This window comes from Sagittula sp. SSi028, assembly GCF_048553715.1.
GTDB lineage: Bacteria > Pseudomonadota > Alphaproteobacteria > Rhodobacterales > Rhodobacteraceae > Sagittula.
The window spans coordinates 279,847-293,015 of the sequence record NZ_JBLZNC010000005.1 but is presented as its reverse complement, the minus strand read 5'-3'; the positions used below and the strand labels follow the sequence as shown (position 1 = coordinate 293,015).

The window sequence follows — 13,169 nt, the reverse complement described above, 5'->3', positions numbered from 1 at the left end:
CGTTGAACAACAACGATGGACAGCATTACGCCGGGGGGGAAACCTCCCGGCGTCTCTATGTCTACTCCGCAGGATTTCTGCGGCAAAAGCGGCTGCGCCGCATTCTGTCCCTTGCCGGATATCAGATCCGCCTTGGCCGCCCCTCGCCGGATGATCACATCGCGGTCTGGGGGCAATCGCCTTATGCCTATCGCGGCGAGGCGATGGCCGCCAAGACCGGTGCGTCTCTGCTGCGCATCGAGGATGCATTCCTGCGGTCACTGTTCCCCGGTCGCGAAGGCGAACCACCGCTTGGCTTGCTGATCGACGGGACCGGCGTCCATTTCGACGGGCGCGCGCCATCTGATCTGGAAACCTTGCTGAAAACACATCCCTTGGACGACAGCGCGCTGTTGGACCGGGCGCGCGGCGTGATCGCCCGCATGCGGGAGGCGCATCTATCCAAATACAGCGCGACCCTTCCCGATGCCCCCTGCCCCGAGCCCGGCTATGTCCTTGTAATAGACCAGACGCGCGGTGACGCGTCGGTGCGTGCGTCGAATGGGGACCGCGCGCGGTTTCTCGAAATGCTGTTCGTCGCACGCGAAGAAAATCCCGGCGCGCGCATCATCCTGAAAACCCACCCGGAGACTACCGCAGGCCATCGGGCGGGCCATTTTACCGCTGAAGATGCCACCGGTCCCGTGTCGATCTACGACGGCAATGCCTCGCCCTGGACGCTGCTCGAAGGGGCGACGCGGGTCTATACGCTGTCTTCCCAGATGGGGTTCGAGGCCATTCTTGCAGGGCATAAACCACGGGTCTTTGGCCAGCCGTTCTACGCGGGATGGGGGCTGACCGATGACGAAGAGATCATCGCGCGCAGGCAACGCAGCCTGACACGGGCCCAACTGGTCGCAGCGGCGATGATCCTGTACCCCCTGTGGTACGACCCCCACCATGATCGCCTGTGCGATGTAGAAGCGGCTCTCGGCGCGCTCGAAGCGCAAAGCCGGGCGTGGCGCGAGGATCGCGCGGGCTGGGTCATCACCGGCGCGCGGCTGTGGAAAAGAAAACCGCTTACGGATTTCTTGGGCAAACACAGTGCGCTGCGGTTTGAGGCGGATGTGGATAAAGCCAAGCAACTGGCGCAGGACACCCGGCGCCCGCTGGTGTCTTGGGCCAGTTTAGGTCTCACGCATGGCGCACGGATGGAGGATGGCTTTCTGCGATCCCGTGGGCTTGGCGCGGAACTGGTTCCGCCACTGTCTTTGGCCATCGATCACAGCGGGATTTACTACGATCCCACGCGCGCTTCCGATCTGGAGACGCTCATCCAAAGCCGCGCCAAAGGCCTCAGACCCGATCAATTCGAACGTATCCACAGGGTTATCCAGAGAATGGGTAACGAAAACTTAACCAAATACAACCTATCGGGAGATTTGCCTGCGATCCCCGAAGGCCACCGGGTTCTGGTGCCCGGTCAGGTCGAGGACGACGCATCAATCCTGCGGGGCAGCCCCCATATTGCCGATAATGAAACCCTGTTGCGCCGCACGCGCGAGGCCAATCCCAACGCAGTGATTATTTGGAAACCACACCCCGACGTCGAAGCGGGGCTGCGCAAGGGTGTGGTCACCGCGCCAGAGCGGTTCGCGGATGTCACGCTCGACCAGGCTGATATGGGTCGTCTGCTGCGCGAGGTGCACGAGGTCTGGACCATGACCTCCGGCACCGGTTTCGAGGCGCTCCTGCGGGGTATTCCCGTGACGACTCTGGGCGCGCCATTCTACGCGGGGTGGGGCCTGACCACCGATATCGGGCCGGTGCCTGCGCGCCGCCTGTCCGGCCCCCGCCCCTCAATCGAGGCATTGGCCTATGCGGCACTGATCGACTATCCGCGCTATTACGATCCGATCAGCGGCCTGCCCTGCACAGTCGAGGTGATCGTTGACCGGTTGGCCCAAGGTACGCGTTTCCGTGCGGGGCTTGCCAATCGGCTGCTGTCAAAAACCCAAGGTTTGTTCGCAAGTTACAGCCATTTGTGGCGGTAGTGACTGCATCATTATCCGGCGAATTAAAATTTTATCAGCAGAGTTATCCACATGGGCGGCTTCCGTCTGACCCGCGCATACCCCTACGTAACCTTATGTTCCTAAATCGTTACGTAGCGGCAGCTTTGCGCCATACGTGCTGAAGGTCGCCGCCTTGCGTTCGAACATCCACAAGCTCAAAGCGCGGCGCCTCTGCCAGACGATCCACGCCCAATGCGCCGATGCCGGGGTGCCCTTCGGCCCCCAAAGCCATGCCCGCGGTGAAAACATGCAGCTCGTCCACCAGATCCTGCGCCAATAAAGACGCCGCAAGCTGGCCGCCGCCCTCACAGAACACCCGCGTCAAACCGCGTTGCCCCAGCGTGGCGAGTAAATCCTGCGCATCCAGTCGACCACCAGCCAAGCGTGTCGGCAACATGGTGGCCCCCAGTTGCTCCCATGTCTTAACCAGATCCGACTGCGCATCCGGCCCGTGCGACAGCCAAACCGGCACGTCTTTTGCTGTGCGGGCCAGATCGCTCAGCAGCGGCAGATCCAGATGGCGGCTGGCCACAATGCGCACCGGCTGGCGGGCGACATCGAAACCGCGCACTGTCAGGCGCGGATTATCCGCCCGTGCTGTTCCGCCGCCAACCAGAACCGCATCATGGGTGGCGCGTAAACCATGCACCGCTCGCCGCGCTTGCGGACCTGTGATCCACTGGCTTTCTCCGGTGGCGGTGGCGATCCGCCCGTCCATCGTCATGGCCAGTTTTAGCGTCAACCATGGCCGCGATTGTTCGACCTTTAGGAAAAAACCCGCATGATCGTGCATCGCCTCAGAGGCCATGATGCCGGTGATGACCTCGATCCCGGCGGCGCGCATCCTGTCAAACCCCTGCCCCGACACGCGCGGATCGCTGTCGGTCAATGGCGCGACAACGCGCGCAACGCCTGCCGCGATCAGCGCATCGCAACACGGTGGCGTGGCCCCGTGATGCGCGCAAGGTTCCAAGGTGACATAGGCCGTGGCGCCGCGCGCCAAGGGACCGGCGGCCTTTAGGGCCACCACCTCCGCATGGGGGCGACCACCCGGCTGGGTCCAACCCCGCCCGACAACACGACCGCCAGCCACCAAAATGCAGCCCACAGCCGGGTTGGGCCAAGTCTGCCCCATGCCACGACGACCCAGCGCAAGCGCCTGCGCCATCCACCTCTTGTGATCGGTCACTTGGGCAGCTGGACGTTTTCTGGCCGCAACTCCGAGACAAATTTGTCGAAATCGTCAGCGGCTTGGAAGTTCTTGTAAACGCTCGCAAAGCGTACGTAGGCCACGGTGTCGATCCGGGCCAGCGTTTCCATAACGATCTCGCCGATCTGCTTGGAGGGGATGTCGGTTTCGCCCATGCTTTCCAAGCGGCGCACAATGCCAGAGATCATCTGATCCACGCGATCAGGCTCGATCGGGCGTTTCTGCAATGCGATCCGGATGGACCGTTCAAGCTTGTCACGGTCGAAATCTTCACGGCGACCGTTCGTTTTGATCACCACGAGATCGCGCAACTGTACACGTTCGTATGTCGTGAACCGACCACCGCAAGACGGGCAAAACCGCCGCCGCCGGATGGACACATGATCCTCGGCTGGTCGTGAATCTTTAACCTGAGTATCGATATTTCCGCAAAACGGGCAGCGCATTGGCTTGTCCCCTCGTTTTATAAATCCCGCCTCGATTGGAGGTTGGCCCCCCTTATCCACAGGCACTATAGGCCATCATCTAAGTTTTGGGTAGGGAAATATTCCAGCCCCTAGATGGGGCACTGCCATCAATGCGGGCAACGATGCTTACAGTAAACTGGCCACAATCTGACGCCGGTGGGGCGCGGTGCGATGTTCCACGACATAGACACCCTGCCACGTTCCCAGACCAAGGCGCCCATCAATCATCGGGATGGTCAACGACACCGGTAAAAGCGCGGATTTGATATGGGCCGGCATGTCATCCGGCCCCTCATACGTATGCTTCAGATAGGACATGCTGGAATGATCGGCTGACGGCACAAGACGCTGAAAGTATTCAATCAAGTCACTGCGAACCTCTGGATCCGCGTTTTCCTGAATCAGCAGTGACGCGGACGTATGTCGTATAAACAAATGGAGCGCCCGCGCCTGTATGTCGGCCCCGACGCTCCAGTCCGTCAATTGATTTGTGATCTCGTAAAGACCGATCCCGTTTGTGCGGACTTCGAAAATTTTCTGCATTTGTGTCCCCTGTTGAGACACGCATACCGCGAAGCAACTCGCCAAACCAGAGGGTCGGTTCAGGCCTCTACAGCGACACAGGCCACACGGGGCAGATCATCGTCGGCCGAAACAGGCAGGGGCGTTCCGCGATCCGTGGTTACCGGCATGGACGCAACCTGCGCCAAGGTTTCCTGACAGCGCGCGAGCTCTTCGGGGGCCACTTCGATGGTAATGACATCGGCACTGCTGCCCATCTCCGGTCCGATCACCTGTGTGGTGGCGGCAACGGCGGTGGTTGCGAGGGTGGCTGCGAAAGCAAACATAAGCGGCTGTTTCATTGATCGTCTCCTTGCACGGACAACCAACTTGGCCGCAAAAGGTTCCCCGATTCTGAAACAACCGCCGGATATGATATCTATTCCGGGCAAAGACCCCGAAAATTCGTCACATATCGAACAGCTTCGCACCCATCTGGTCGATCATCGCCTGCGCTTTGGAAACAGAGGCCTTCGCCGCCTCGTCGCGGTCACGAATAACGTCCGCCCGGATCAGGCTATGCGTTTTCGTCTCGCCATCAATCTCGCCTTCGATCTTGGCGCTGATGCGGAAACCACCATCTTCGGAAATCGGCTGCGGGGTGATGCGGAATCCTTTGTGTTCCACCACGTCCGAGGGCTTCTCCGCCGCTCCGCCGCCGAACAGGCGCGCTAGAAATCCTTTTTTCTCGCTCATGTCTCAAACCTTTGCTGCTGACGCTTTGTGCCAAAGAAAACGCCCCCTCCCGGGGGAAGGGGCGCGAATGAATTACGGGCCAGCGCAGGCTTACTGGTCGAGGAACGACCGCAGCTTGCGGCTGCGCGACGGATGCTTGAGCTTGCGAAGCGCTTTCGCCTCAATCTGGCGGATACGTTCGCGGGTCACGCTGAACTGCTGGCCCACCTCTTCAAGCGTGTGATCAGTGTTCATGCCGATGCCAAAGCGCATCCGCAGGACACGTTCCTCGCGCGGCGTCAGCGACGACAGAACCCGCGTGGTGGTTTCCTTCAGGTTTTCCTGAATAGCGGAATCCAGCGGCAGAACCGCGTTCTTGTCCTCGATGAAATCGCCAAGCTGGCTGTCTTCCTCGTCGCCAATCGGCGTTTCGAGGGAGATCGGCTCCTTGGCGATCTTCATCACCTTGCGAACCTTTTCCAGCGGCATCTGCAGCTTTTCCGCCAGCTCTTCCGGCGTCGGCTCGCGGCCGATCTCGTGCAGCATCTGACGGCCGGTACGCACCAGCTTGTTGATCGTCTCGATCATGTGGACCGGGATACGGATCGTGCGCGCCTGATCGGCAATAGAGCGCGTGATCGCCTGACGGATCCACCACGTCGCATAGGTCGAGAACTTATAGCCGCGACGATATTCGAACTTATCCACCGCCTTCATCAGGCCGATGTTGCCTTCCTGAATGAGGTCAAGGAACTGCAGGCCACGGTTGGTGTATTTCTTGGCGATCGAGATCACGAGACGCAGGTTCGCCTCGACCATTTCCTTCTTGGCCTGACGGGCTTCTTTCTCGCCCTTCTGGACCTGCTGCACGATGCGGCGGAATTCGGAGATGTCCAAACCGACATACTGGCCGACCTGCGCCATATCAGAGCGCAGCTCTTCGACCTTGTCCGACGAGCGTTCGATGAACATCTGCCAGCCGCGACCGGACTTCTCGCCCATACGCTCCAGCCAGTTCGGGTCCAGCTCGTGGCCACGGTAGGCCTCGACAAATTCACGACGGTTGATGCGCGCCTGATCGGCGAGCTTCACCATCGCGCTGTCGATGGACATGATGCGCTTGTTGATGCCGTAGAGCTGGTCGATCAGCGCCTCGATACGGTTGTTGTGCAGGTGAAGCCCGTTCACCAGCTCAACAATTTCCGAACGCAGCTTCTGGTACATCGCTTCGTCGGTGGCATCGAAAGAGCCATCTTCGTTCAGCGTCGCGGAAATCCGGCTGTCCTGCATTTCTGCAAGCGCTTCGTAATCCTGCGCGATCCGGTCGAGCGTCTCCAGAACACGCGGTTTCAGCGCGGTTTCCATCGCGGCCAGCGACATGTTGGCCTGCTCGTCCTCGTCATCGTCGTCATCGTTGCGGATGGGATTGCCGTCCGCGTCATATTCCGGCTCGCTGGATTTCTGCGTGGGCTGATCGGTGGTTCCGGCCGCCGCCGATGGATCGACCACCGGCTCCTCAAGCTCGCCGTCCTCGCCCATCTGGTTGCCAAAAGTGGTCTCCAGATCGATCACATCACGCAGCAGGATGTCCTCGGACAGAAGTTCCTCGCGCCAGATGGTGATCGCCTGAAAGGTCAGCGGGCTTTCGCACAGCCCGAGGATCATCGTGTTGCGACCGGCCTCGATGCGCTTGGCGATGGCGATTTCGCCCTCACGCGACAGCAGCTCGACCGAGCCCATTTCGCGCAGATACATCCGCACCGGGTCGTCAGTGCGATCCAGCTTCTCAGTCGTGCCAGAGCCCAGCGCCACGTCACCGCCGCGCTTTTGCTCCACCAACTGGGTGTTTTTGTTCTCTTCTTCTTCGGCTTCTTCGTCGTCCTCGGTCACCTGAATGCCCATCTCGGAGAGCATCGACATGACGTCCTCGATCTGGTCAGAGGACACCTGATCCGGGGGCAAAACCTGGTTAAGCTGGTCATAGGTGATGTAGCCACGCTCGCGCGCTTCGGCGATCATCTTCTTGACCGCAGCCTGACTCATATCAAGGCTGATCTCTTCGTCCTGGTCCTGGGACTTGGTGTCTTCGTTGTCCTTGGCTGCCATGCGGCTCTCCTGATCGGGGGCGACGAGCTGAGTGATTCGTTAAACCGAGTACTTACCGTGATTCGGCGATTCGGACACCCGTCTAGCCTTATATGTTTACCTTTTTCTCACCATGGTGAGCATTATTTGCGCCCCTTGTCGAAGCGAATCGTCGATAGAAGCGAATCAAACGCGCTTCTTTCGTCTTTGTCGATCAGGGCACCGTTCTCGCCGATGGCGTAATCCATCTCGCTTTCGTCGGTCCGGCGCCCGATATCGGATTTGGCGCGGGCCGCCTGCCCCAACCGCCATGTCAAAGCCTCGTCGGCCTGATCCGCAAAATCCTCTTCGGCCTCTTTCAGTTCGGCCTGCCAGCCACGCAACGTGTCCAGTTTTGCCAGTTCTTCGGACACTGTGATACGCGCGATATCCAGAACACCGGGTGTGCGAATGCAGGGAACCACCACGATATGGCGTGCCCCCATCAGAGATTCAAGACGCCCCTGCCCAATTTCACTCGCCGCCTTGGCCGCCACTTCGTCGGGGCAATCGTGGCAGGCCAACATGATGTCGCGCAGGGCCTGCAGTTGCGGATCGGCAAAGACCAACGCCTCAAGCTGGCTGTCGAACTCCGCGATCAGTGCGGGATGACAATACAGCGTCGCAAGAATGACTTCCTCGCGCAGGCGCACTTCTGGTGCTTCGCCGGGCGAGGCCAGCAGCGATGCTTTCGCCGTCGGGCTGGGCGGTGGTGGTGCGTTCCACGGCCTGCGTTTGCCCCCGCCCTTGGCGCCGGAATAGCCGGTTTTGCGCGGCGTGAAGCTGCCACGATCCTCTGATCTCTGCGGCGCGGGGGCGTCGAAACCGGTGTCATACTCTGGCTGATACCCCGCATCGGGCGGCATATCGAAGCCGGGATCATACCCCATATCCGGCGGAGGCATGTCGGGCATCGGCGCAAAACCACGGTCCGGTCCGCTGTCGAACCCAATATCAAAGCCGCTGCCGCTGCGCCCATAAAGCGCGTCCAAACGGTCCCGCACCGCCAAAGCGTAGTGATGACGCAAGCTGCGGTCGCGGATCAGCTTCACCCGCTCTCGTAGGGATTTGTCCAAGGCTGCACGCCGCTCGGGGCTGTCAAAGCTCTTGTCTTCCGTCTCTTGCCGCCACAGCAGGTCCACCATGGGCATCGCCGCATCCAGCACCGCCTGAACAGCTTCCGGCCCTTCGGCCCGCAGCAGATCATCGGGGTCCTTGCCTTCGGGCATGATGGCAAACCGCAGCGATTTCCCCGCCTCCAGCAGCGGCAACGCCAGATCAATCACACGATAGGCCGCGCGCAGACCGGCCTTGTCCCCATCCAGCGCGATGATCGGCTCTTCGGACACGCGCCACATCATTTGCAGCTGGTTTTCGGTAACAGCCGTGCCCAGTGGCGCGACAGAGGCATGAAATCCCGCCTCGGACAGCGCGATCACATCCATGTAGCCCTCGGCAACGATCAGCGGCTTTCCCCGTCCGGATGCCTCGCGCGCGGGACGCAAGTTGTACAGGTTGCGCGATTTGTCGAACAGCTCCGTCTCGGGAGAGTTCAGATACTTGGCATTGTCATTGGGATCCATCGCACGCCCGCCAAAGGCGATGGCCCGCCCGCGCGCATCACGGATCGGAAACATGATCCGGTTGCGGAACACATCATAGGGGTCGCGCCCCTTGTCGGATTTGCGCGACAGACCGCAGGCCACCAGATCGTCGATGGCAATCCCCTTGCCCGTCAGACCCAGCCGCAGATTGTCCCAGCCAGCGGGCGCAAAGCCGATCTCGAACCGGTCCAGCGCGTCAGCCGTCAATCCGCGCTTTTGAAGATAGGCGCGCGCCTCGCCCGCGGCTTGGGTTTTCAACTGGAACCGGAAGAAGCGCACCGCCTCTTCCATGACTTTTGTCAGCTGTGTCCGTCGGTCGATCTTTTCCTGCGCGCGCGGGTCCTTGGCCGGCATTTCCATTCCCGCCTCGGTGGCGAGAATCTCGACCGCTTCCATGAACCCGACATTGTCGAGCTTCTGGACAAAACTCAGCGCATCGCCTTTTTCATGGCAGCCAAAGCAGTAGTAGAACCCTTTCCGGTCATCCACATGAAAAGACGCGGTTTTTTCGTGGTGAAAGGGGCATGGAGCCCACAGATCGCCCTTGCCCGGCTGGGACTTGCGCTTATCCCACATGACTTTTTTCCCCACCACATCGGAAAGGGTCAGGCGGTTGCGCAGTTCATCTAGGAAACCGGGGGGCAGGCTCATGGCGCGCAGTATCCTCCGAGCGTGGGGCGATTCTCAAGGGGGCGCACACGATAACGTGGCACCCCTCGGACGGACCAGCAATTTCGAACGTTTAGGTTACAGACCTTCGCACTGCGCCCGCGCCATCGCACCCACAGCGGGCGACAACTGTTCTGCTGGCAGGGCAAAGACAAAAGCCGCTAGTTGATCTGCGGCCTCCTCCCCCATGTCCGCGCGCAGGCTGCGGCGTACGGCGCGCTCGGATTTACCGGTTTGGCGGCTTTCCACCGCCTCGTTGAACCACGCTTCGGTCTGTGCGCAGCTGTCGTCTTGTGCCTGTGCAGCCGGTGCGACGGTCAGTAGGATCATGGCAAAGAGCGCGTGACGCATGAGAAGCTCCGATTACATTGGGTCGCTTGGGTTCTAGTGCAGCCCCGGGGTATGGGCAACGGCTGTGCCAGCATCGGCGAAATCATGCACATCCCCCAAGGGGAAACGACGGGGCCGAGGCCCCGTCGTTCATCATCTTGTCGTTCGGATTAGCTGTCCGACCACGAAATCTTGGGCGCGAAACGTGGTCGCGTAAATCCGTAGGTGTAGAAGAGATCCGCCTCATTCAGGACAGGAATAACGAACGGGGGTACGTATTCGGTTCGCGTTTCCACCAGAATGACCCGCTCATTGTTCAACAGATTGGGAAGCTTGTCCGTAAAGGTTTTCAGATCTGCAGTTGTCAGGTCGTCGAAATCACCGCGTGTTTGCGACCATTCCACCTGATATCCCTCTCCGACGGACGCGATAGATCCGTCCGGATTATAGGATGTCCCGTCATAGTTCACCAAAGTCACTCGCAAGGAATATGGTCCCTCGGAGATCGTGAGGAATTCGAGAACATCCTCCATACCGTCGATATAGGCGTTGTCGATAGGATCGGTTTCACGCGAAAGCGCGTCCGAGATCGTATAGGCGGCTTTGGCATTCAGGCTTTTGTAGCGAAAGGCATCAAAGAGCGAGAACATCGACGCGAGAACCGCGAGGATCATGGGAAACCAGATCAGCGCCTCGATGGAAATGCTGCCTTCGGTGTCTTTGGCAAAACGTTTCAGCACACGGTTGAAGCAAGATTTGAAGATCATGGCGATTACCTCGGCTCTTGTACAAATGCGGATGTCACCATCAATTGGGCGTAGCCATCGCTGTCTTTATACAGCTCTTTACCCAAACCGGTCGTTGGCATCATCGGCTTGTATTTCAGACATGCGCGGATCAGCATCAGTGCGTTGTCGGTACCGGGGGTGAAGTTACGCACCGGGCGCGGCTCTTCCTCGGCGTTGCGGCAATCTGGGTTTGGATCAATCGTCCAAAAATTGCGCGGATCAACTTCGACCATCTCCAGGCGAAGGTTGTTTTCACAATCCTCCAGAATGGCGGCCTCCTCGCAAATCTTGTTGCGCGCTTCTGCGAAGGACGGGACATCCCCGGTCGACAAGCGAATGTCACGCACCACCAGATCAACCGATCTTTCCAGCATCGAATGTCGCAAGTTCATATAAGCGATTTCCACACCCGCCGTCAGGATCAGGAAGAAGACGGTAAAGTAGAAGGCAAATTCGATGGTTGCGTTGCCGTCTTCGTCACGACGAAAGCGGGAGGCAAAGGTTTGGATGCTGGACATCATTGGATCAGCCTCAGGTTATTGATCTGACGGGCGATGGTATCGAATGTATCAGCGATTTCATCACCGGTGACATGGAAGGCGTGGCTTGCCGAAGACGCGCAATAGGCGAGAGCGTCCGCTTCAGCGTTCGTCGTCTCAAACGCTACGGTGAATACGGTCACACCGTTCGCGCGCGCCAAATCGCATTGAGCACGATATTCCGCTTGTGCCTGGGATCCTGCCGTCATCGTGTAATACGAACTCGACCCTTGCGTTCTAAGATCTGTGGTCGCGTTCGATGGATTTTCACCATCGTTTGGGCGATATTGCGGCGTGACGGCACCATCCGACATCATAACGATGTATTTTTCCGTCTCGGAATCGCCCCACTGAATTGGCCGACCTTCGAAACGCTCGTCTACCAAGCCTGCTTCGATCAGCGCGCTCAATGCCGACTGGTTCACAGGATCCAAAAGCGCCAAACCGTATTTCATGCCATATTGCAAACCTGTACCATCGTGCAGACGCATTTCATCAATGAAATCAATCAGGGCGCTGCGATCATCCGAATAGTACTGAATGGTCATTTCCTCAGATGGGCACCACCCCCAATCCATATGCGTCTCGTCGATTGGCCAGTACATAAAGTGGGGCACGTAATCTTCGGAAGTTGGCATTGCCGTCGTGTTGAATTCTTCGGGGTATATTTCCACACACGACGAAGGCATGTTCATATTTTGCTGCTTCTTTTCGATTCCGGGGGGCACTTCGCGCCCCTCTTCTTCGGCCAGAGCAGCTTCCGCTGCAGCAGCTGCTTCCGCATTCATCCGAGATTGGTTCGGAGAAACATAGAACTGCTCCCAATATCCCAGATCGATACCCGAATAGTCATGTGTATCGCCTCGGTGATTACCCTTGTTTAGGGTCGGACCAATATCATTGCGCTGGCCGTTTTCATCGCCCTTAACTTGATAGTAATAGATCTTTTTATTCGACGTTTGAACAGAGGCGCCCAAAAACTGCTCTGGCGTCGTCAAGCGGTCGTCGGCGGCAAAGAAGGCTGCGACAAAACCTTTAAAATGATCATCAGGATCACGCGATGCGTCGGACGTATAGTTTTCGACCTTGTGCGTCACATCATAGATACCGTCGTCATCGACATCAAAATAGTAGACCATATCCACGATGTTTTGGTTGCGCATCTTGAAGTATTCGGCATCGTCAATGGCAGCCGCAGTCGCCGTTTCTGAGCTGGAACCGTCGTCATATGCGCATTCTTCAGAGGCTGCGCCTTCATCCGCATTTTCAGCGTTATTGTTGCACAGCGAATTTCCCGGCGCGTCCTGATCACCATTCCCCCATCCGTTGTTTTGATTGATCTTCGGACGTTCGCCACGGAAATAATCAAACAAAATGTCGCCGGGGTTTACCTGCCCCGCAAAGGGCACAAGGTTGAGCGTGGTGACACCATTGGAGTCATCCGTCATGACCTTGTCCACGAACGAGGTCGCAGCTGGTTTCATTTTATTGATGCGGTCATTGTTGCGCATCGATCCGGAGATATCGAGAACCAGACTAATCTCGACGTTGGATATTTTTTCCTCAGCCACGGATTTCGCCGGAGCGATCAACTGATCAACGCCCGACATATGCAGAAAAATTGGGTCCATTGAGGACGTGCCCGTCGCGGAGACCGTTCTGCTGTTTGCCGCCTGAAAGACTTCAACGTTCGGAACGAGTGATCGCACAGGTGAATTCGCAAGATAGTCTTTGACCACCGTTTTGGGGTCTTGCGTCTGGTCCAAGTCTGCGGCCGCCAAAACAGCACGGTCCATTGTGTTCTGCATTACGGTCCGATTGGTTTCGAAACGCATGATATCAACAGAAGCACCCGTGATGGTCAGGATCAGAACCAACATGAATACTGAGTAAATTGTGATATTGCCCGTCTCATCCTGTATCAGATGTCGAAGCATTGCCCGAGGGCGAAGGTGTACGGTCATTTTCTTTCTCCCGCGGTGCAAGGTCTTTGCGGCATGAAGAATGATTGACCGGGCAATCGGGCATCACTGGGACGTATTCAGGATTTCTTTAGACTTTCTTAACCAAGTTTTTCACAACACCTATCTCTTTTGGGTAGGGTTTGCCTTCTTTTCGCCCCCCCGAGGAAACAAGGCGAAACCTATT

General features: G+C 58.3%; 12 protein-coding genes. 1 reads left to right on the top strand and 11 read right to left on the bottom strand.

The features are described 5' to 3' along the window. Positions 1-2: 2 nt before the first annotated feature. Positions 3-2,033, top strand: a complete 2,031-nt coding sequence (locus ACN5AZ_RS12080; protein ID WP_419429138.1) for a capsular polysaccharide biosynthesis protein — start codon at positions 3-5, stop codon at positions 2,031-2,033. A gap of 109 nt (positions 2,034-2,142) precedes the next feature. Here ACN5AZ_RS12080 and ribD read toward each other — a convergent pair whose 3' ends face one another. From ribD to ACN5AZ_RS12025, 11 genes are all read right to left on the bottom strand, one after another. Further along, a complete protein-coding gene (ribD, locus tag ACN5AZ_RS12075; protein ID WP_419429162.1) occupies positions 2,143-3,222 on the bottom strand; it encodes a bifunctional diaminohydroxyphosphoribosylaminopyrimidine deaminase/5-amino-6-(5-phosphoribosylamino)uracil reductase RibD in 1,080 nt (359 codons plus the stop codon). A gap of 17 nt (positions 3,223-3,239) precedes the next feature. Continuing rightward, on the bottom strand, positions 3,240-3,710 hold the full coding sequence (gene nrdR / locus ACN5AZ_RS12070; protein WP_419429137.1) for a transcriptional regulator NrdR: 471 nt from the start codon (positions 3,708-3,710) through the stop codon (positions 3,240-3,242). Between the two features lie 147 nt (positions 3,711-3,857). Then, positions 3,858-4,274, bottom strand: coding sequence for a secondary thiamine-phosphate synthase enzyme YjbQ (locus tag ACN5AZ_RS12065; protein WP_419429136.1), 417 nt, complete (start codon positions 4,272-4,274; stop codon positions 3,858-3,860). Between the two features lie 59 nt (positions 4,275-4,333). After that, the gene (locus ACN5AZ_RS12060) at positions 4,334-4,594 is read right to left on the bottom strand and encodes a hypothetical protein (protein WP_419429135.1); all 261 of its coding nucleotides are present in this window, start codon (positions 4,592-4,594) and stop codon (positions 4,334-4,336) included. A 106-nt stretch (positions 4,595-4,700) separates the two neighbouring features. Then, positions 4,701-4,988: an HlyU family transcriptional regulator gene (locus ACN5AZ_RS12055; RefSeq protein ID WP_419429134.1), complete on the bottom strand. Its 288-nt coding sequence runs from the start codon at positions 4,986-4,988 to the stop codon at positions 4,701-4,703. A gap of 90 nt (positions 4,989-5,078) precedes the next feature. After that, positions 5,079-7,073 carry an RNA polymerase sigma factor RpoD gene (rpoD, locus tag ACN5AZ_RS12050; protein WP_419429133.1) on the bottom strand — a complete coding sequence of 665 codons (1,995 nt, stop codon included), beginning with the start codon at positions 7,071-7,073 and terminating at the stop codon, positions 5,079-5,081. A gap of 122 nt (positions 7,074-7,195) precedes the next feature. Continuing rightward, positions 7,196-9,346: a DNA primase gene (gene dnaG / locus ACN5AZ_RS12045; RefSeq protein ID WP_419429132.1), complete on the bottom strand. Its 2,151-nt coding sequence runs from the start codon at positions 9,344-9,346 to the stop codon at positions 7,196-7,198. 96 nt (positions 9,347-9,442) lie between these two features. Next, complete coding sequence (locus tag ACN5AZ_RS12040; protein ID WP_419429131.1) at positions 9,443-9,715, bottom strand: hypothetical protein; 273 nt, start codon at positions 9,713-9,715, stop codon at positions 9,443-9,445. A 149-nt stretch (positions 9,716-9,864) separates the two neighbouring features. Continuing rightward, on the bottom strand, positions 9,865-10,461 hold the full coding sequence (locus ACN5AZ_RS12035) for a TadE/TadG family type IV pilus assembly protein (RefSeq protein WP_419429130.1): 597 nt from the start codon (positions 10,459-10,461) through the stop codon (positions 9,865-9,867). 5 nt (positions 10,462-10,466) lie between these two features. After that, a complete protein-coding gene (locus ACN5AZ_RS12030) occupies positions 10,467-11,003 on the bottom strand; it encodes a TadE/TadG family type IV pilus assembly protein (protein WP_419429129.1) in 537 nt (178 codons plus the stop codon). Beyond that, positions 11,000-12,958, bottom strand: coding sequence for a pilus assembly protein TadG-related protein (locus ACN5AZ_RS12025; RefSeq protein ID WP_419429161.1), 1,959 nt, complete (start codon positions 12,956-12,958; stop codon positions 11,000-11,002). Before ACN5AZ_RS12025 ends, ACN5AZ_RS12030 begins: the two co-directional genes overlap by 4 nt. Positions 12,959-13,169 lie beyond the last annotated feature (211 nt).